14 protein-coding genes are annotated in these 19,288 nt (G+C 69.8%); 12 read left to right on the top strand and 2 right to left on the bottom strand.

Annotated features, from left to right (window positions below; translation table 11 throughout):
- The first annotated feature begins 3 nt into the window (after window positions 1-3).
- The 9 genes from DNK54_RS18040 to DNK54_RS18080 all read left to right on the top strand — a co-directional run bounded on the left by DNK54_RS18040 (window position 4) and on the right by DNK54_RS18080 (window position 14,257).
- Window positions 4-513 carry a DUF3180 domain-containing protein gene (locus tag DNK54_RS18040; RefSeq protein ID WP_110208403.1) on the top strand — a complete coding sequence of 170 codons (510 nt, stop codon included), beginning with the start codon at window positions 4-6 and terminating at the stop codon, window positions 511-513.
- 103 nt (window positions 514-616) lie between these two features.
- Window positions 617-1,204 (top strand): hypothetical protein, encoded by a 588-nt coding sequence (locus tag DNK54_RS18045; protein WP_110208404.1) that lies wholly within the window; start codon window positions 617-619, stop codon window positions 1,202-1,204.
- Between the two features lie 49 nt (window positions 1,205-1,253).
- Window positions 1,254-3,488, top strand: coding sequence for a CDP-glycerol glycerophosphotransferase family protein (locus tag DNK54_RS18050; protein ID WP_110208405.1), 2,235 nt, complete (start codon window positions 1,254-1,256; stop codon window positions 3,486-3,488).
- Window positions 3,463-4,326, top strand: a complete 864-nt coding sequence (locus DNK54_RS18055) for a TylF/MycF/NovP-related O-methyltransferase (protein WP_162602541.1) — start codon at window positions 3,463-3,465, stop codon at window positions 4,324-4,326. Before DNK54_RS18050 ends, DNK54_RS18055 begins: the two co-directional genes overlap by 26 nt.
- A gap of 70 nt (window positions 4,327-4,396) precedes the next feature.
- Window positions 4,397-7,147, top strand: coding sequence for a glycosyltransferase (locus DNK54_RS18060; RefSeq protein WP_162602542.1), 2,751 nt, complete (start codon window positions 4,397-4,399; stop codon window positions 7,145-7,147).
- Window positions 7,148-7,172: 25 nt separating this feature from the next.
- Window positions 7,173-10,676, top strand: a complete 3,504-nt coding sequence (locus DNK54_RS18065; protein WP_110208408.1) for a bifunctional glycosyltransferase/CDP-glycerol:glycerophosphate glycerophosphotransferase — start codon at window positions 7,173-7,175, stop codon at window positions 10,674-10,676.
- Window positions 10,677-10,809: 133 nt separating this feature from the next.
- Window positions 10,810-11,976: a hypothetical protein gene (locus tag DNK54_RS18070; protein ID WP_110208409.1), complete on the top strand. Its 1,167-nt coding sequence runs from the start codon at window positions 10,810-10,812 to the stop codon at window positions 11,974-11,976.
- Between the two features lie 20 nt (window positions 11,977-11,996).
- On the top strand, window positions 11,997-13,205 hold the full coding sequence (locus DNK54_RS18075; protein WP_110208410.1) for a hypothetical protein: 1,209 nt from the start codon (window positions 11,997-11,999) through the stop codon (window positions 13,203-13,205).
- A 74-nt stretch (window positions 13,206-13,279) separates the two neighbouring features.
- Window positions 13,280-14,257 (top strand): sulfotransferase family protein, encoded by a 978-nt coding sequence (locus tag DNK54_RS18080; RefSeq protein ID WP_110208411.1) that lies wholly within the window; start codon window positions 13,280-13,282, stop codon window positions 14,255-14,257.
- 39 nt (window positions 14,258-14,296) lie between these two features.
- On the opposite strand, the gene DNK54_RS18085 is transcribed toward DNK54_RS18080, so the two are convergent.
- On the bottom strand, window positions 14,297-15,067 hold the full coding sequence (locus DNK54_RS18085) for a sulfotransferase family protein (protein ID WP_110208412.1): 771 nt from the start codon (window positions 15,065-15,067) through the stop codon (window positions 14,297-14,299).
- Between the two features lie 204 nt (window positions 15,068-15,271).
- On the opposite strand from DNK54_RS18085, the gene DNK54_RS18090 reads away from it, so the two are divergent.
- From DNK54_RS18090 to DNK54_RS18100, 3 genes are all read left to right on the top strand, one after another.
- A complete protein-coding gene (locus DNK54_RS18090) occupies window positions 15,272-15,898 on the top strand; it encodes a sulfotransferase family 2 domain-containing protein (protein WP_110208413.1) in 627 nt (208 codons plus the stop codon).
- Window positions 15,899-15,917: 19 nt separating this feature from the next.
- Complete coding sequence (locus DNK54_RS18095) at window positions 15,918-17,084, top strand: hypothetical protein (protein WP_110208414.1); 1,167 nt, start codon at window positions 15,918-15,920, stop codon at window positions 17,082-17,084.
- A 93-nt stretch (window positions 17,085-17,177) separates the two neighbouring features.
- Window positions 17,178-17,804, top strand: a complete 627-nt coding sequence (locus tag DNK54_RS18100) for a sulfotransferase family 2 domain-containing protein (protein ID WP_110208415.1) — start codon at window positions 17,178-17,180, stop codon at window positions 17,802-17,804.
- A 25-nt stretch (window positions 17,805-17,829) separates the two neighbouring features.
- Here DNK54_RS18100 and DNK54_RS18105 read toward each other — a convergent pair whose 3' ends face one another.
- Window positions 17,830-19,254: a bifunctional cytidylyltransferase/SDR family oxidoreductase gene (locus DNK54_RS18105; RefSeq protein WP_110208416.1), complete on the bottom strand. Its 1,425-nt coding sequence runs from the start codon at window positions 19,252-19,254 to the stop codon at window positions 17,830-17,832.
- Between the last annotated feature and the right edge of the window lie 34 nt (window positions 19,255-19,288).

Genomic DNA, 19,288 nt, shown 5'->3' on the forward strand with positions numbered 1-19,288 from the left:
TCCATGACCCAGCCGCCGGAGCCTGGCAGCGTCCGCACCACGCCTCCCGGAGTGCTCGTCGTCTGGGGTGTTGTCGGGCTCGTGCTCGGCTGGGCGGTGCGTCCGGTCGCGCAGCGGCTCGGCGAAGCGCCTCCGACGGTCGGCTGGGCCCAGGTCACGGCGCTCCTGCTGGTTGCCGCCGCGCTGGGGTGGACCGCGTGGATCACCCGTCAGACCGTGGTCAAGCGGCGCTATCTGGAGCCGCACCGGGCGGTCAACCGGCTGGTGCTGGCCAAGGCCTGCGCCCTGGTCGGTGCGCTCGCCGCCGGCGGGTACGCGGGCTACGCGCTGACCTGGGTGGGCAGCGAGGCCGCCCTGGCCGACGAGCGGATGCTCCGCTCGGGTGTCGGTGCCGTCGCCGGTCTGCTCATGTGTGTCGCCGCCCTGCTCCTCGAACGCGCTTGCCGAGTCCCTCCTGACGACAGCGCGCCGGGCGAGGGGCGACCCAAGGGCGCCGAGCCGGATCCCGCCTGACGGCGTACCGGCGGGGAGCGGAGGGGCGAGTACGCCGCCGCGGCCTCCCGGCGCTCCGGCGCGCGTCCCCGAAAACTCGGCAGTGGATCGCTACGGTTGCCCTATGGCTTCCCCCAACGCTCGTCGCCGTCAGCGGAGCACCCGGCTGACGGTCGCTGTCGCCCTCCTCGTGGTCTCCGGCCTGGCTGTGGCCGGCGCCGTGGCCACGGGGTCCCTGGTCGTGGTCTCCCTGACTGCGGCCCTCGCCGTCCTGCTCGGGGCGGCCGCCACCAAGATCACCCACAGCGAGCTGCTCCAGTCCCGCCGCGATGCGGCTCGGGAGCGTGCCGAGCAGGCGCAGGCCTACCGCCGTATGGAGGCGGAGCGAGTTGCCGAGAACCAGGCGTTCGCGCGGGCCATGACGGAGCGGATCGCCGAGCGGCAGCTGCTCATCCACGATCTCGAGGGCGAGCTCGCTGCGGCGCACCGCCGGGTCGCCGATACCACCTTGAAGCTCGGGGCAGAGGCGCGTCGAGCCGACCAGGCCGAGCAGCGGATCGAGACGGAGGCGCGTCGGGCCGACGAGGCCGACGAGCGCGCCGCGGAGGCGATCGTCCGGGTCTCCGAGCTTGAGCAGGAGATCGACGTGCTGCGCAGCGAGCTCGACGCCTGGCTGGCTATGGCGGCCGAGCCCGTCAAGCAGCGCGCCTGAGCCGCTCCGCCCCCGCGGAGCACGGCACACGGTCGAGCTGCGGAACGTGATGAGCTCGAAGCCGCGGAGCCTTCTCGCCAACCTGCGACGACGCTGGCGTGATCGGTCGCACGCCCGGACGAGCACCACCCGCTTCGGGGAGGTCCCCGCCGTTGCGACCCAGCTCCCCGACTGGCTCCGGCGCAACCGTCGGACGAAGCCGGCCGACCTGGTCGCCGCCGCGCAGCCCTTCCTGATCGACGCCGAGCACCTGGCCGCGGCCGAGCGAGCTGCTCTTGCCGGGCGCCTGGCCGAAGCCTGTGCGCAGGCCGAGCAGTTGCGTGAGCTGCCCGTCGAGGAGCGGCTCCGCGCCTGGCTGGCCGCCACGGGCAGATGGGTCGAGCTCGCCGATCTTGTCGCGGAGCGGGCCTACGTCGCCGGTCAGTACCCGACGGTGCTCGTCGGCGGTCGCCTGTATGCCGACTTCGGCGAACTCCAGCCCACCGAGACGCCGGAGGCGATGCTCGAGGTCGAGCCGGCTCTGTGCGGGCTGGAGCTGCGGATCCGCCGGTGTGCGCTCTCCGACGCCGGCGTCGACCTGGAGCTCTTCGCGGTGGTCCGGGCACTCGACTATGCGGCGTACCCGCCCCGGATCGAGGTGACCGGTCCCGCGCTGCTCGGTGCCCGGCAGGTCGACGATCCGGCCGCCACCCGGTTCTCCGCGCGCCGCCACCAGTGTCATGACCAGGGGGCTCTCCAGGTCCGGATCGCTGATGCGGAGAGCGACCTCTCCGTCACCCTTCACGCGGGTGACTTCCAGCGGAGTGCCGTGCTGAGCGCCGCCCGGATCCGGGCCCGGCTTCCCCAGCTCCGGAGCGCGGCGGATCAGGTCTCCGACGTCGTGGTCGTCGGCGACGCCGTGCGCCTGGTCGGCCCCGGCCTGGTGCTCCCGCTGCGCGGCCGGCGCCGATTCCGGCCTGAAGGTCCGTTGGCCCCTGGCCCGCTCGACCTGCCCGACCTCCAGCCCGACCCGGCCCTCGCCGGACGCCTGCCCCTCGAGTTGGCGGCAGCCCACCACCGGGTCGAGGTGACCGCACCCGACGGTCGCCTGGAGCTCCGCCTGGCGGCCCCGCTGCGTGACGACGAACGCGGCCCTTTCCGGCAGACGCAGCTGCAGAGCCGGCACGGCGCCGCGCCGATCGACCGCGGGCTCGCCCTCTTCACGTCGTACGCCGGCACCGCGGTCACGGACAGCCCGCTGGCGATCCAACAGGAGCTGGCCCGTCGCGAGCCCGGGCTCCGCATGCTCTGGGCGGTCGCCGACCATGCGGTGCCGGTGCCGGAGGGCACGGAGCCGGTGCTCGTCCGCAGCCGGGAGTGGTACGACGCCTGGTCGACCGCAGCCCTCGTGGTCACCAACGTGGAGCCCGACCGGTGGTACCGGCCGCGCAAGGACCAGCTGCTGGTGCAGACGTTCCACGGCTACCCGTCGAAGACGATGGGCAAGGTGCTCTGGCGGTCCAAGAACTTCTCTCCGCGCCGGATCCGCTACCAGCTCGACCACACGTCGGGCACCTGGTCACTGCTGGTCACACCGGAGCAGGCGATGGACCGCCACTACCGCGAGCAGTACGACTGGACCGGGCCGATCGTGCACGAGGGCTACCCGCGCAACGATGCCCTGGTGGGGGAGTCCGCCCTCAGGCGGCGGGAACAGGTCCGTGCCGAGCTGGGGATCGGTGACCGGATAGCGGTGTTGCATGCCCCGACCTGGCGCGATGATCTCGCCAGCGACTTCCGGGCCGCCGAGCAGTTCCAGGCCCTCGATGTCGGCGCCTTCACCCGGGCATTGCCGGATCACGTGCTGCTGATGCGTGGGCACCGTTTCCATGCTGCCGGCAGCGACCGGCCGGGAGTCATCGACGTGACCGATCACCCTGAGATCAACGACCTGATCCTCGCCGCCGACGTCGCGGTCCTCGACTACTCGTCGCTGCGCTTCGACTTCGCGATCACCGGTCGCCCGTTGGTCTTCCTGGTGCCCGATCTGGCCGACTACGCCCACGGTTCTCGCGGCTTCCTCTACCCCTTCGAGGAGACCACGCCCGGGCCCCTCGTCGCCGACACTGCCGCAGTCATCAGCGAGGTCGGGGACCCGGCCGCCCTCCGCGACCGGTACGCCGCGGAGCTCGACGCCTTCAACGCGCGGTTCAACAGGCACCACGACGGGCATGCCAGTTCCCGGGTGGTGGACGCGATTCTTGGGCTACGCTCGCGGCGTGAATCTGCCCCAGATCCGTCCTGAGCGGTCCGGTGCCGAGAAGTCGGCTCCCGAACTGCGCCAGCGCGTACGTCGTCTGCGTCGGCGACTACAGCGGCGGGAGGAGCAGGTCAAGGTGCTCCGCGCGCGGGCAGAGAAGCAGGCGCGAGAGTTGGCGCTGCTTCGCAAGGCGTCGCTCGACGTCTTCCCCGACGCCCCCGTCCCCGAGCGGATCCAGGCACTGGCCGGCGCCGTCCGCGACGAGGGCCTGACCTACCTCGAGGAGATGCACCTGCTCTCGCTCGCGAGCTGCGTGCTGGAGATGGAGCGTGCGGGCCGAGAGGGGTTGGTCATCGAGGCGGGTACCGCGCGCGGCGGGTCGGCGATCGTGATGGCTGCTGCGAAGGCGCCGGATCGGGAGATGCGGGTCTACGACGTCTTCGCCACGATCCCGCCCCCCACCGAGGCTGACAGCGAGGATGCGCAGGAGCGCTACCGCACCATTGCTGAGGGCAGGGCCGTCGCCCGGGACGGGCAGACCTACTACGGCTACCGAGACGACCTGCTCACCGAGGTGACGGACTCCTTCGCCAGACACGACCTGGCGATCGCCGACCATCGGGTGGCCTTGATCGAGGGGCTCTTCGAGGAGACCCTCCGCGTCGACGGCCCGGTGGCGCTGGCGCATGTCGACGGCGACTGGTATGCGTCCACCATGACGTGCCTGCAGAGGATCACGCCGCACCTCGTTCCCGGCGGGCGAATCGTCATCGACGACTACCACATGTGGTCGGGATGCCGAGACGCCGTGGATGAGTTCGTAGCGGAGCACCCCGAGCTTCGGGTGGAAATGAGGGCGAAAGTCCATCTCGTCCGTCGATGAGGCGGTGAGGTGACTCACCTGCGGCCCAGCGTTTTCTGAGCCGCGGGGTGCTGTCGGTTAAGGTGCGGCCATGCCTGAACCCCACGGTCCCACAGCACCTTCTGCTCCCACCGCGGCGGTGCGGGCGGCGGTCGGCAGGGTCTGGCGTTCGGTCCGGCCTGCTCCCGATGCAGGTCCGCAGCTGGCCGACCAGGCACAGGCCCAGGAGCTTCGTAAGCTGCGCCGCAAGGTGACGCGCTTGGAGACGGCGAACAGCCGGGTCACGCAGCGTCTGCACCGGCTGGCCGGAGCGGTGGTCGGCGACACCGACTTCGACGAGACGACGCTGGCGGAGCGGGGAATCACGTTCGCTGACGTCCGGACCGAGGCGCGACGCGCCCGTGCCCTGGCAGTGCTGGGTGAGCTCAGCGCTCAGGGTGTGCCCATCGAGCTCGCCCTGGTCGAGACGGTTCGTGAGCTGCTCAGCGTGCGCGAGCTGCATGTCGCGCGTGCTCTTGCGCTGGGCCTCAACCGGGAAGACAACGATCTGCGTCGGATCGGCCTCGCGATGGTGCTCGGCCAGCTCAAGGAAGAGGAGCGGGCCTGGAAGCTCTACGAGCAGGTCCCCGAGGAGCGCCTGGCTGAGCTCGTGCCGGTGGAAGCCTCCGAGGCGGCGCTTGCCAGCGGAGGCGAGGCCGGAGTCGCACTGGCCGTCGCCATCGCCCGGCACCATCACCCGGCGGGGGTGCTGGTCCGGCTTGCGGGGCAGCTCATCGTCGTGGGCGAGGTCGAGGTCGCCAAGGAGCTCGGCGATCGCGTCGAAGCCCGTCTGGACGAGCTGACTGACGAGGAGCGCCGCAGGTTCGGTGCGCTCGCCTACTGGCTCAAGCCCGAGCCAGTGCAGCAGCCGCCGGCGGGTGCGGTCCGGCTCGGGGTCCTCGACTATCACCAGCCAGACCTCGAGCGAGCGTCGCAGAACGTGGGCGACTACGTCCAGACGCTGGCGATGCTCGGCAACGTTGCTCGCTTCCGCGGGGTGCGGTTCAGCGGCCTCGACGGAATGGGGGAGCTCGCAGCCGAGGTCCAGCAGCGGATCCGTCCCGAGCTCTGGATCGACTCCCCTGAGCAGGACGTCCACCTGGTGCGCGTGAGCCGTGACTTCAGCGAGGGGGACCCGATCCCCGAGGCGACGTGGATGCTTGCGTTCGGTTGGCACATGCACCCGGCGTACCGGATCAAGTACGGGCTGCCCTACCACCCCAACATCCGGCCTCTCTATGTCTCCTTCCACGTCAACCGACCTGCAGCGCTCGATGAGGCGACGATCGCCCACCTCCGAGAGAACGGGCCCATCGGCTGTCGTGACTGGACCACCGTCGACCTGCTGCTCAGCGCCGGGGTGGACGCCTTCTTCACCGGGTGCCTCACCACCACGGTCAACGCGGCTTTCCCGGACCTGGACCAGGTCGAGCGGATCGCCGACCGCACCACGGCGGTCATCGACCTGCCGGACGGTGCCGAGGACTCCGTCGAGGGACCGACCACGCTGATCACCCACGCCGAAGAGTCGGTCCGCGACCTCGACCTCACCTCCGGGACACGCGCGGCGCTCGCACTGCTCGACCGCTACCAGCGTGAGCTCGACGGTGTCTACACGAGTCGGTTGCACTCCTATCTCCCGGCCACTTCGCTCGGTCTGCCCGCGAGGTTCGAGCCGAAGAAGTTCGGCGACGTCCGCTTCGACGGCCTGCTCGGGATGGCTCCGGGGCGCCCCGAGTTCGTCGCCATGCAGGAAGGCATCCGAGAGCTTCTTCGCCCTTCGCTGGAGCTCATCCTCGGTGGCGCGGCGGAGGAGACCGTCCGCGAGGACTGGCGCAACCGGACCGCCGCGGCCGTGAGCGAGGCCAAGGAGCGCTTCGCCAAGCCGTTGCAGCTGGCGCCTCCGGAGTTCGACGTGGCGGCCGCCGTCGCCGCCGTCGCAGCGGACACCCACCGCTATGGCCCGCACGACGGTGTCGACGAGGGGGCCGTTACTGACGTCACGCTCAGCCTCGACGCGAACTTCAAGTCGCTGCTCCCGGTGACGGTCGAGTCGATCGTCTCCCATGCGTCCGGCCCGGTCCGGTTGTGGATCACTGCTCGGGGACTCGACGAGCAGTACCGCAGCTGGTTCCACCGCTGCTTCCCGGAGGTCCCGGTGACCTTCCTCGGTTGCGACGGAGTCGCCTACGGCGAGGTGCTGCGGATGATCCCGCATATCACCGTGGCCACCATGGACAGGCTCCTGCTGCCGGAGCTGTTGCCGGCTCTCGACCGCGTCGTCTACATCGACATCGACACGGTCACCGAGGGAGATGTCCGCGAGCTGGCAGCCGTCGACCTGGCCGGCGCCCCCGTGGCGGGCAGGCCCGGCCGTCAGGCGGCGTCCTCGCTGTGGCGCAAGGCCGGCGATCAGCTGGGCCCGCGGGAGGCCTCGGAGCTGCGCCGGACGATGTCCGCTCGCCACGCCTTCGACTTCATGGCCATCAACTGCGGCGTGCTGGTGCTCGACCTCGCGCAGATGCGCGCGGACCGCTTCGTCGAGGAGTGGGTGCCCTTGGTCGGCCTGTACGGCCTCAACGACCAGGACCTGATGAACGCCTACGCCGGGCACCGGCGTGCGGAGCTCGAGGCGAAGTGGAACGCGCTTCCCGCTCTCGAGGAGCTGGAGGACCTGGCTCCTGGAATCGTCCACTACGCCGGTGCTGGCAAGCCCTGGCAGGACCGGCTCGTCCCGTACGGCGACAGATGGGTAGCCGTCGCCGAGTCCGTCGAGCGACGGGCCGGACAACCGCCCGCTTGATCACTCCCTCTCGAAAGCATGATGGATGCCTGACCTCGGAGACGTTGCACGACGACTTGCTGCCCGCACGGCGCGGACCCGCGTCGGCCAACGCCTGAGACGCCCCCGGCTGAGTGTCATCGTCCCGTTCTACAACGTGGAGAAGTACCTCGCGGAGTGCTTGGACTCGATCCTCGCCCAGGACTTCCGCGACATCGAGGTACTCCTCGTCGACGACGGATCGCCGGACGGTTCGCGGCGTATCGCCGAGCGCTACGTAGCCCGTGATCAGCGGGTGCGACTGCTCACCCGCCCGAACGGTGGCCTGGGAGCGGCCCGGAACACCGGCGTCCGTGCCGCGCGCGGCTCGTACCTGACGTTCGTCGACTCCGATGACCGGCTTCCGGCCGGCGCTCTCCGCGTCTTGATGGCGCAGGCCTCGAGATCGGGTTCCGAGATCGTGATGGGTGCCGTGGAGAGGTTCGACAGCCGAAGGCGCTGGCGGCCGACCTGGCTCCCCGCCGTTCACACGCATCCGCGCACGGCCGTGACGCTGGACGAGTTCTTGCCGCTGCTGCGCAACCTCTACACCTGGAACAAGGTCTTCCGCCGCGACTTCTGGGAGCGCCAGGGGCTCTGGTTCCGAGAGGGTGTCGCCTACGAGGACCAGCCGATCATCACCCAGCTCTTCGCACGAGCGACGAGCATCGACGTCATCCCCGACGTCGTCTACGAGTACCGGGCGCGTGACGACAAGAGCTCCATCAGCCAGCAGACCGCGAGCCTGAAGGACCTCCGGGCCCGGATCGAGGCGTGGCGGCTGAGCGAGGAGAGCTTCCGGAAGGAACTGTCTCCCCGGGGCTACCAAGGGTGGCTGGCGACCCTCTTCAACGCTCACTTCCACTGGTACCTGGCGAGCGCGGGGACGATCGACGACACCTACTGGGAGGAGCTGACGGCGGCGGTGCGTCACTACTCCGCTCAGGCTGAGCCGTGGGTCTGGGAGGCGACGGAGCCGGCTCAACGGGTGTTGGTCGAGCTAGCACGTCAAGATCGCCGTGCCGACGCGCAGGAGCTGGTACGCCGTCAGCACACCAAGGCGTCCCTCTGGCCGGCAGAGGTCCGCGACGACGGCATCCTCCTCCAGATGCCGTTCCACGACGACCCCGCTCTGCCTACCGACCTCTTCCTGCTCCGCCCGGAGCAGATGACCGTCGAACACTCCGTCGAGAACATCCGGTGGATCGAGGACGGGGGCCGGGTCTGGGGAGAGCTGACCGGTTCGGCCTTCATCCTCAAGGTGGACCTGGCGCGCTTCTCCGCACAGATCTCCCTGATCCTGCGCAACGTGCGCAGTGGCGTCGAGTTCGTCCATAGCGCCACACAGAGCCCTCGGGCCAGCACTCCTCTGGCGATGGACGACCTCTGGTGCGACTACTCCGCAGGCACCTTCCGTATCCGGTTCCCGGTCGAGGAGCTGGTGGAGCACTCCGAGGAAGGCGACCAGTGGGAGGTCTGTCTGCAGGTGGTTGCGGCAGGCTTCACGGCGACGACACCGGTCACGCGGGTCCTGCGCAGTGGCGCGGCGGGGCGGGTGCCGGGCGGCCTGCTCGGGGACGGGCGGCGCGTCCGTGCCGAATGGCGGTTCGGTCAGGCGCTCCGCTTCGTGCTCGACAGCAACTGCGTCGAGGTCCACGGGCTCGGCGTCGGGGGGCGCCGGCTGAGCGGAACGCTTGCGGCAGGGCATCGGATCGCACGAGTGGAGGCGGTCAGCGGCGGTGCCCGGGTGACGGCCAGGGTCGCCGACGACCACTTCGCGCTCGAGCTTCCACCGGTTCCCCCGCCGGCACCCGGCGAGGGGCGAGAGTGGCAGATCCGGGTTGCCGGCGAGGGAGGGCAGCGGCTGGTGGTCGCACCCTCCGACGTACCGCGACCCCGAGCGGACCAGCATCTGGTGGTGCAGACGAACCGCAGCCGTGAGCTGATCGTCATCGAGAGCACGGCGCGTGCTCTGGCGGAGTCCGCTACCACGACGCCGACCGGGGAGCTCGTCATCGACGGCCTCGCGCTCGGGTCGCTCGACCGGTTCCGTCTGCGTGCGGTCCGCTTCGACATGGAGTGCATCGGCGCGCCCGCCGAGGTGCGGGAGGGCGAGTTCCGGGCCGTTCTCGACCTGCGTCACGAGTTCTACCGGTTCGGTCGGCAACCGCTCGCGGCCGGCTCGTACGACCTCTTCGTGGACCTGCTGGACGGCAGCGACCTCAGCTTCCCGCTCCAGATCGGTCCGCGCCTACGCTCCGACCTGCCGGTGCGGGTGGACACCCACGACCACGAGGGCAACCTGCTCCGCGGCCCGACTGGAGCGGTTCAGCTCCGGCTCGCCCGCCCGCTGGGCGACGTCCGGGGCAAGTACGCGCAGAACAAGCTGAGGAGCCGGCGCTCGACGACGTCGGGCCTGACCAGGGGAATCCTCTTCCGCTCCTACTTCGGCGAGCGTGCCACCGACAACGGACTCTCGATCCAGGAGGCGCTGCGGCGCCGCGGCTCGGACCTGCCGGTCTACTGGGCCGTTCAGGACTACGGTGTGCCAGTGCCTGAGGGGAGCACCCCGGTGCTCGTCAACAGCCGCGAGTGGTACGACCTGCTGGGCTCCGTGAAGTACTACGTCGACAACATGTACCAGCCGGAGTACTTCCAGAAGCGTGAAGGTCAGGTGCTCGTCCAGACCTTCCACGGCTATCCGTTCAAGGTGATGGGCCACACCCACTGGCGTCATCAGCAGTTCTCGCAGGCCAAGATCGATGCGTACGACGCGCGTGCGGCGGAGTGGGACTACCTCGTCTCGCCGGCGCGCTACGCCACGCCGCTGCTCCGACGGGAGTTCAACTTCCACGGCGAGGTCCTCGAGATCGGCTATCCGCGCAACGACGTCCTCTTCTCCTCGGAGCGCGACGCCCTGCGCCACCGGGTGCGTGAGTCGCTGGGCATCCGCCCGGACCAGACGGTGGTGCTCTACGCGCCCACGTTCCGCGACTACCTCGCTGAGGACGACCAGTCAGCGGTCATGGTCGACTTCTTTGACTTCGAGGAAGCCCAGCGGGGGCTGGGCGACGACTACGTCCTGCTGATTCGCGGCCATGCGTTCAACGCCCGCACCCGGCTCCGCCACGGCTCGCGCGGGAACAGCATCGACGTCACGGACTACCCCGAGGTCAGCGATCTCTACCTGGCTGCCGATGCGGCCGTGGTGGACTACTCCTCACTGCGCTTCGACTTCGGGGTGACCGGCAAGCCGATGATCTTCCATGTCCCCGACCTGGAGCGCTACAAGGCGGCACGCGGCTGGCTCTTCGACTTCGAGCTCACCGCACCCGGCCCGCTCGCCCGGACGACCGAGGAGGTCGTCGGCCAGCTGCGCGACCTCGACGGCGTACAGGCGCGCCACCGGTCCGACTACGAGGTCTTCCGCGCGGACTACCTGGACCTGGAGGACGGGAAGGCCGGCGAGCGCTTCGTCGACGCGGTGATCGTGCCGCGCGGCGACGCCTAGACGGCCGGCTCTCAAGGTCCTCGCCACCGCCGAGCCGAGCGAGATGGAGAGCCGAGAGACAGCGTCGGAACCGACGCTCGGCGGCACAGGTAGGGTGACGCCTGCCGTGGTAGCGGATCGTTGGGAGTGTGAGATGGCGGAGTCGGACGACTCGTTGTTGTTGGGCGAGCGGACCCACCTGCTGCACATCGGGCCCCACAAGACGGGTACGTCGGCGGTGCAGTCGGCACTCTTCGACGGGCGCGCGGAGCTTCTGGGGCACGGTGTCTACGTGCCACGTGCCCGGGCTCGCCGCCGGAAGGCGGGTTGGGCGATGGGGCTGGCCGGCCGTCCGGCCGGCACCGAGGTGCCGCCGATGCGTCACTGGACGGACTTGGTCGAGGAGGTCGCGGGCGTCGCCGACATGCGGGTCTGCGTCAGCAACGAGGACTTCGGGCGCGCCACCGCCGAGCAGGCGCGCAGGCTGGTCGACGAGCTGGGCGGCGACGACGTCCACGTGGTCGCCGCGGTGCGGAACCTGGATCGGCTCCTGCCCTCGCTCTGGCAGGAGCGGGTCAAGGCGGGCATTCCGGACTCCTACGAGGACTGGCTGCGCGTCGTGCTCGGTGACGACCCGACGCCGTTCGAACGACGTGACGCGCTTGGTCACCACGACGTGGAGTCGATGGTGGATCGCTGGGTCGAGGTCGTCGGCCCCGAGCGGTTCACGCTCGTCGTACTGGACGACAACGATCCGGGAGACATCCTCCGGACGTTCGAGAGACTGCTCGGGCTTCCGCAGCAAGCGCTGCGCGACCAGCCGGCGGGCTCCAACCGCGGCATCTCCTTCGCCGAGTGCGAGATGGTGCGTGCCCTCAACGCGATCACCGAGTCGACCGGGGTGCCCCGGCCACTGCGCGCCCACTACATCAGCCGGGGCCTGATCCGCGGGCTCAAGCTCAATGAGCGTCCGAAGCCGGGCCCCCGGGGCGCCGTGCATCCGCCATGGGCATGGGAGTGGATCCGCGAGGAGAACGCCCGGCGCGCCTCCTACGTCGAGGCCTGCGGTGTCCGGGTCGTCGGCGACCCGGAGAAGATCCGGGCGATCCGACCACGCGAGGATCCCGGTGCGGACTACGTGCCGCACGTGCCGGTCGAGACGATGGGAGAGGCAGTCGCCGAGATGCTGCAGGTCTCGATCAAGCGAGAGCAAGACGCCCTGACCCGCGCGGCGGAGGCCGAGGCCGAGCTTGCGCGGCTGCGCGAGGCGCGCCCCGAGCCGTGGTCGCGGCGTGCGGCGCGCAGGCTCAGGTCGCGCTGAGCCCTCGCGGAGGGAGTGCCATGGAGCCGAAGAGTCTCACGCCGCTGCCGGAGCGGACGCGTCTCCTCCACCTCGGTCCGACCAAGACCGGGTCGACGACGCTGCAGTTCGCGTTGTTCGCTCGCCAGGCCGAGCTGGCAGAGCACGGCGTGTGCTATCCGGGCTCCCGGGCCAAGCAGCAGCGCCCGCTGGCGCATCTCCTCGACTGGCAGCTGCGTCGTGGGACCAAGCCGCCGGACCCCGAGGAGTACGAGCTCGTGGAGCGGCAGATTGCCGCTGCCGGTGATCGTCGGGTGGTGTTGAGCTCCGAGCGACTCGGGCGTGCCTCCGGCGAGGAGGCCCGCCGCGTGGTCGAGCACTATGGCGCTGAGCATCCCCATGTGGTGGCTGTCGCTCGGCGCTACGACAGGTACCTCCCTTCGGAGTGGCAGCAGAACGTCAAACAGCTGGAGACCCGGTCGTACGACGCCTGGCTGCGTCTCGTCCTCGGCCCTCCTCGGCCCGACGACTACGGATGGCGCTTCGTATGGACGGCGCACGACACGGTGGGATTGGCGCAGCGCTGGGGTGAGCTGGTCGGTTGGGAGAACCTGACGATCCTGGTGGCGGACGAGGACGACCGCAGTGCCCTGTTCACGGCGTTCGAGCGACTGCTGGGCCTGCCGCTCGGTTTCCTGGCGGAGGCGCCGGTGCCGCGGACGAACCGCTCGTACGGCTACGAGGAGATCGAGCTGTTGCGGCGCTGGAACAAGGCGTTCGCGGTCCGTGGTGTCAGCTCGGAGGCGAAGGTGGCCCTTGTGCGGCAGGCAGCGCGACGGCTGGAGCGGTTGCCGACAGTCGATCGCCCGTCTCCGCTCCCGCTGCTCCCCGTCTGGTCCCGCGCAGCGGTCACCGAGCTGTCGGAGCGCCGGATCGAGGGACTCCGCCACCTCCAGACGAAGGGCCTGAGGGTCGTCGGCGACCTCGAACGACTACGGGTTCCGGACGCCGCCTTCGGCGAAGGAGACGCCCAGGGACTGTCGCGCTTCTCCGGTGACGAGGTCGATCGCCTGCTCACCGCGATCGCCGAGAGCAGCCGGCGAGCGGTGCGCTCCGGGCAGGTTCAGCGCGGCACCGGTGACGACCGCGGGACGAACGAGCGCAGCGCGCCCGCACCCGGCAAGCAGGCTGCGGGCACGTCCCAGCGGTCGTCGTACCGACGGCTTGCCGGCCGGTTCCGACGTCGCTGATCGGGCGCCGACCTGCTGGTAAGGTTCGCGAGTCGAGCGCTCTCGGGAGCAATGCGCAGGTGGAGGAACTACGGGTGGACGAACGCTCTCTGGTGTTGGTGATCGGTCCTGGGCGCAGCGGAACGAGCTCGATGGCGGGCTCCCTGGCAGCGAGTGGATTCCACGTGCCGGCGTCCATCAAGGGGAACGACACCAACCCCACCGGGTTCTTCGAGCCGCGCTGGGTCGTCGATCTGCACAAGAGATTCCTCAAGGGCACCGGGCTCGGCAATCTCGACAGCGACCCCGACGGCCAGACTGTCGTCGCGGAGATCAAGGCCGACCCGGAGGTCCGTAGGACGATCCGTGAGTGGCTCGAGGCCAGGTTCGAGACGAACCCGCGGCTGGTCCTCAAGGACCCCCGGATGGTCTGGTTCACCGAGCTGTGGGTCGACGTGGCCCGCGAGCTGGGTGTTGAGCCGGGCTTCGTGATCATGCTCCGGCATCCGTCCGAGGTCTCTGCCAGCCGCACCACCTACTACAGCGTCCGCGACGTCGCGGCCGTGTCGGGGTGGATCAACGTGGCGCTGCTGTCGGAGCAGCTCACCGCGGACTCGCCCCGGAAGTTCGTCCACTACCCCGACCTGCTCGCGGACTGGCGTACGGAGCTGGCCGGCGTCGGCAACAGCCTCGGGATCACCTTCGACCCACCGATCGACCAGCGTCCGCACCCGGTCGACGAGTTGCTTGACCCCGCACTGCGGCGGATGAGCCCCGGCTGGGACGAGATCGCCGTACCTCGGGTCCTGAGCGATCTGGCGGACCGGACGTTCGACGCGCTGCTGGTCGAGGCCGGCTCCGATGCGCCGGGCGATCGTGCGCCGATCGCGGCTCTCCGCGAGGAGTACCGGGAGCTGTGGGCGTTCGCCCAGACGATGACCCGATTCCACCGGCTCCGGCAGGAGGAGGCCATCCGCCGCAAGACGGTACGCCGGGTCCGTAGCCAGTTGCAGCAGGAGGCGGAGAGTTCCGGTCTCCTCGGCAAGGTCCGGCGACGGCTGGGCAGTCACTGACCGTCGAGCACGTGGGGCTCGGGGTGTCGAGGCGCCTGCTCAGGCGTGGAGCCAGGCCGACAGGTCGCGGTGCAGCCAGGCTTCCAGGCGCCGGGTCTCCGGTGCCAGTTCGGTGACGATCCGGGCGCGGGTCTGCTGGTTGAGCGGTGGATACGCCGCGGCCACGGTGCTGCCGTCACTCTGCTCGACCCGGTACTTGTTGGTGTGCACCGCGGGGATCTTCTCCGCCCAGGAGGCATCCACGCCTACGTAGGTGAAGACCTGCTCCAGCGTCGGTACCCGCTCGGCGACCAGGTCCTCCAGCAGAACGACGTGAATGCGCTCCCGGCCGACCCGCTCCTCGAGTGCCTCCAGCTGATCGATGTAGCGGCCGCGGTCCAGGTAGGAGAACCGGATTCGCGCCGTGCGTGAGTCGCCGTCGAGGCGTGCCGGCTCCTGGTCGAGTGCCTCCTCGAAGACCTCGAGATCCTCGAAGCCGAGGCGATGGTTGTGCCAGAAGTGCGAGTAGGCGCGTTTGGCCGGGTCGCGCAGCATGACGATGAACTTCGCGTCAGGGAGGGCCTCGACACATCGGTCGCGGGCCTCGGCGTCGTACAGGTAGGACGGGGTGGCCTCACCCCAGGCCCGGTGGTGAGGCAGTGGCTTGAACTGCTCCGCGTACCACTCCAGCGTGCGGCCCTTGGGGCGGTCGAAGTAGTGCAGCTCCTTGGGACGCGAGGTGTGGATCTGCCGATGACGACGGAAGGTGGCACTCAGGCTGGAGGTTCCGCACTTCTGGGCGCCGAGGATCACATAGGTAGGCAGGGGCATCTCGAGAGATCACAGTCCTGTTCTCGTGGTTGGCGTCATCGCCTCGCGACGGTGCGGCGGCGTCCGTCGTGACGGCGTCGTCCATCCTCTCACCAGCCGACCGGGGGATTCGTCAGTGAGCGTCGCCGGCGGGACGAGGTGTCGCCAGCTCCCTGCCCGGTCACCGCGGTGTGGTGACCAGGGGCCGTCTCCTAGACTCCCCGCATGCGCGTCTCCGACTCCCGACGGGTCCTTTTCGTCCACGTGCCGAAGACAGGCGGGTCCACGATCGACCTGATGTTCGACCGCGAGGTCGGTGACACTCGCCGGGTCGACGGACGGGCCAGGCATGCGCCGTTGGGTCGTCTCCTCGCGGCGGAGCCGCAGCTGGCCGACTACTGGATCTTCGGCTTCGTGCGGAATCCCTGGGCCCGCATGGTGTCGTGGTGGAGCATGGTCAACAAGGTGTTCACCGCCTACGAGGCCGGCGAGCCGAAGGCGGTCAAGAAGGTCGAGACCTACCCGGATGCCTGGCTCCCGGAAGGCGAGTTCGCTCACGACTTCGACGCCTTCGTGCTGGAGGGCACGGCGAAGATCGCCAAGGTCGGTCGTCCCCAGGTGCACACCCTCAACGCCAAGGAGCGCTCCGCGGACTTCGTCGGAACGATCGAGAACTTCCACGACGACGCCAACCGGGTACGGGAGCGCCTCGGGCTGACGCCCCTGGACAAGTTGCCGCGTCGCAACAAGAGCAGTCACGGTGCCTATCAGGACTACTACAACGAGGTGACCCGCCGGAAGGTCGCCGAGGTCTACGCCGAGGACATCGAGGCGTTCGGCTATGAGTTCTGAGAACGGGGGAGGAGCCGGGATGGCTGACCGGACAGAAGTGAGTCCGCTCATGGAGGGTACGACGCTGCTCCACGTAGGACCGCCGAAGACCGGTTCGACGACGCTGCAGTCTGCGTTCCTTGTGGGACGCGAGCCGCTCGCCCAGGCCGGGATCCGCATCCTCTCCGAGGGTGCCCGAGCGCGTGCGGCCGTCAACGACCTGCGCAGCGGGCAGTCCGGGTGGGTCGAGGAGGTCGAGCGGCTGCGCGCATCCGGCGCTGCAGCGCGTGAGTGGATCAGCAACGAGGACTTCGCGTCGGTGTCGGACGACGAAGCGGATCGCCTGCTTCGGGGGCTCGGCCCGGCTACGACGCAGGTCGTCTACGTGGTGCGCCCCCTGGAGCGGCTGTTGCCGTCGCAGTGGCAGCAACGGGTCAGGCGGTCGCTGCGTGCGCCGGCGTACGACGACTGGCTGCGACTGGTGCTGGCCGACGCGGGCGGCGAGGAGCACCACGAGCACTTCTGGGCACGGCACCGGCTCGCGGACCAGGTGGCGAAGTGGGCTCGGAGGCCGGGCCGAGACCCGAGTCAGCTCACGTTCGTGATCGCCCGGGAAGGGGACCACAGCCACCTGCTCCAGGTCTTCGGTGAGTTGATGGGAGTACCGGATCACCGGCTTGAGGCTGCGCCGTCGCGCAACAGCTCGATCTCGCTCAGCGTCGCCGAGTTCCTGCGCAGCCTCGACCAGGCGGTGTCGGAGGGCTCGGTGGACCGGAACCGCTACCGGGAGCGACTGAAGGTGCACATCGCGCGCGCCCTGCGCGACATGCCGAAGGATCCGCGGGAGACGCCGATCCTGCTGCCGGCCTGGGCGGTCGACCGGGTCCGGCAGCTCGACGCCGAACGCGTCGACTTCCTGTCCGGCTGCGGCGCCACGGTGATCGGTGACCCCGCCTGGCTGCTGCAGGTCGAGCCTCGGGTCCGTGCGGCGGACCCGACGGAGCCGGAGCGGCTCAGCGTCGACCGCGTTGCCACGCTGATGGCCTGGGCGCTCGAGCGCGGCCAGGGCGCGAGCAAGGAGAGCCGGGGCGGCGTGGCGCGTCGGCCGCAACCGTCCGTGCGCAGCCAGCAGAGGCCGACGGTCGACGAGCTCAGCACCCGGCAGCTGATGCGTGAGGTCGGAGCTCGTCTGGTGCGGAGGCGCTGAAAGGGAACCCTGCGTTCGACGGGTGCTGAGCTCGTCGGCGAGCCCGGCGGTGCCCCTGACGAGCCCGCCGCGGTGCCCTCTAGACTGCGCCCCATGCGCGTCTCCGATGCCCGCCGGGCTCTCTTCGTTCACGTCCCCAAGACGGGCGGATCGACGATCGACCGGATGATGGACCAGGAGATCGGCGACGTCCGCCGGGTGGAGGGCAAGCCCCGTCACGCCACCCTGGCCGGCCTGTTGGACGCCGAGCCGGACCTGACCGACTACTGGGTCTTCGGCTTCGTGCGGAATCCGTGGGCTCGGATGGTGTCCTGGTGGAGCATGATCAACTCGGTCTTCGCCGCCTACGACCGGGGAGATGCCCGGGTCGTCGCCAAGATCCAGCGCAACCCGAAGGCGTGGTTGCCGGAGGGCGAGTTCGCCAAGGACTTCGATGCGTTCGTGCTGGAGGGGACGGCGAAGATCAAGAAGGTGGGGCGACCGCAGGTGCGCACCCTGAACGCTCCCGGGCGTCCAGCTGACTTCGTCGGCCGGATCGAGACGTTCCAGCAGGACGTGAACCACGTGCGTGAGCGGCTGGGTCTGGAGGCGCTGCCCGAGATCCCGCGCACCAACCGCAGCAGCCACGGTGCCTACCAGGACTACTACAACGAGGTGACCCGCCGGAAGGTCGCCGAGGTCTACGCCGAGGACATCGAAGCGTTCGGCTACGAGTTCTGAGCGCCCCGCACCTCGCGCCGCGCGGTCAGCCCTGCTCGAGCAGGGTGGCCAACGGGTCGTCGCGGCGTACGTCGATGATCTGACCGGTCTGCTCGCCGAGCAGGACGTCGAGCGAGGTCCGGGCCACCGCGTCGGAGGAGAGCAGGGAGTCGGCAGGCTCCTCGCCGAACGCCTTGGTCCGCATGGGGGTGCCGGTGCGCTCCGGGTTGATGCAGTTGACCCGCACCTGGACTCCAGCCCACTCGTCCGCGAGTGCCTGGGTCAGATTCACGACGGCCGCCTTCGCCGACGAGTACAGGCTGTAGCCCGCGCGTCCTCGGGTGTAGGAGCTGGAGGTGAAGAGCAGCAGGCTGCCCGATGTCGCACGCAGCGCCTCGTGGAACGCCTGGGCGATGAAGACAGGGGCGAGATAGTTGATCTCCGTCGCAGCCCAGATCGTCTCCTCGGACGTCTCCAGCAGGTCGCCGCGCGGCAGGACGCCTGCGGTGTTGACCACGAAGTCGATCCGCCCGGTCTCGGCCAGCACCGCGTCGCGCGCCTTGACGATCTCTTCGCGCCGCTCGACGTGGGTGCCGGTGGAGGATCGGCTGAAGCGGAACACCCGGGCACCGTTGCGCTCGGCCAGGTCGGCGATGTCGCCGCCGATGCCGTAGCTGCCGCCGAAGACGACCATGGTCTTGCCGGTCAGCGCGGCGGCGTACTCCTCGTCGCTGTGGCCTTCGGGCTGGTCCTGGACCGTCAGCTGGAAGAGCTTGTCGGCCAGGTAGACGTCGATCGGCTCGGTGACCTTCATGTTGCGCTCGTCGCCGCGCACGACCGTGATCGGCACCTCGGGCAGGTACTTGAGGACGACGGAGCAGTCGTCGGTCGCCACGAAGTCGGGGTCGGCCATCGCCAGCTCGTAGGCACGGGCGATGGTGCCGACCCGGAACGCCTGCGGGGTCTGCCCGCGACGCAACGAGGCGCGTGGCGGGATCGCGCGGATCACGTCGTGCTCGTCGACCTCGATGATCGTGTCCGCCGACGGGATCGCGACGTCGACTGCCTCGTGCTCGGCCAGCGCCGTGAAGCACTCACCGATGATGCGGTGGCTCAGCAGGGGACGCACGGCGTCGTGGAGGAGCACCAGGGCATCGGGGTCGCCGATCGCCTCCAGCGCCTTCAAGGAGGTCTCGCTGCGGGTGGCGCCGCCCTCGAGGATGCCGACGACCTTGTCGTAGCCGCCCGTGCGGACGATCTCGCGCACGGGGTCGAGGTGGCCGGGCGACATGAGGATCAGCACCTCGTCGACCTGCGGATGGCTGTGCAGAATGCCCAGGGTGTGCTCGAGGATCGTCTTGCCGGCGACCTTGATCAACTGCTTGGGGATGTCCAGGCCCACCCGGGAGCCGACGCCTCCGGCGAGGAGGACGGCTACGTTGCGCGTGGGTCCGGCGGTGCTGGATGCCATGGCTGACAGTCTCTCATCCGCTCCGGGAAGGCAG

Origin of the sequence: Nocardioides daejeonensis (genome assembly GCF_003194585.1) — a bacterium.
Taxonomy (GTDB): domain Bacteria; phylum Actinomycetota; class Actinomycetes; order Propionibacteriales; family Nocardioidaceae; genus Nocardioides; species Nocardioides daejeonensis.

What these genes read in the sequence shown, in the direction of transcription:
- DNK54_RS18050 (WP_110208405.1), top strand. Translation starts at nt 1,254, where the DNA reads ATGAGCTCGAAGCCGCGGAGCCTTCTCGCCAACCTGCGACGACGCTGG.
- DNK54_RS18085 (WP_110208412.1), bottom strand. Translation starts at nt 15,067, where the DNA reads ATGCCCCTGCCTACCTATGTGATCCTCGGCGCCCAGAAGTGCGGAACC.
- DNK54_RS18090 (WP_110208413.1), top strand. Translation starts at nt 15,272, where the DNA reads ATGCGCGTCTCCGACTCCCGACGGGTCCTTTTCGTCCACGTGCCGAAG.
- DNK54_RS18075 (WP_110208410.1), top strand. Translation starts at nt 11,997, where the DNA reads ATGGAGCCGAAGAGTCTCACGCCGCTGCCGGAGCGGACGCGTCTCCTC.
- DNK54_RS18095 (WP_110208414.1), top strand. Translation starts at nt 15,918, where the DNA reads ATGGCTGACCGGACAGAAGTGAGTCCGCTCATGGAGGGTACGACGCTG.
- DNK54_RS18100 (WP_110208415.1), top strand. Translation starts at nt 17,178, where the DNA reads ATGCGCGTCTCCGATGCCCGCCGGGCTCTCTTCGTTCACGTCCCCAAG.
- DNK54_RS18060 (WP_162602542.1), top strand. Translation starts at nt 4,397, where the DNA reads ATGCCTGAACCCCACGGTCCCACAGCACCTTCTGCTCCCACCGCGGCG.
- DNK54_RS18105 (WP_110208416.1), bottom strand. Translation starts at nt 19,254, where the DNA reads ATGGCATCCAGCACCGCCGGACCCACGCGCAACGTAGCCGTCCTCCTC.
- DNK54_RS18045 (WP_110208404.1), top strand. Translation starts at nt 617, where the DNA reads ATGGCTTCCCCCAACGCTCGTCGCCGTCAGCGGAGCACCCGGCTGACG.
- DNK54_RS18065 (WP_110208408.1), top strand. Translation starts at nt 7,173, where the DNA reads ATGCCTGACCTCGGAGACGTTGCACGACGACTTGCTGCCCGCACGGCG.
- DNK54_RS18070 (WP_110208409.1), top strand. Translation starts at nt 10,810, where the DNA reads ATGGCGGAGTCGGACGACTCGTTGTTGTTGGGCGAGCGGACCCACCTG.
- DNK54_RS18040 (WP_110208403.1), top strand. Translation starts at nt 4, where the DNA reads ATGACCCAGCCGCCGGAGCCTGGCAGCGTCCGCACCACGCCTCCCGGA.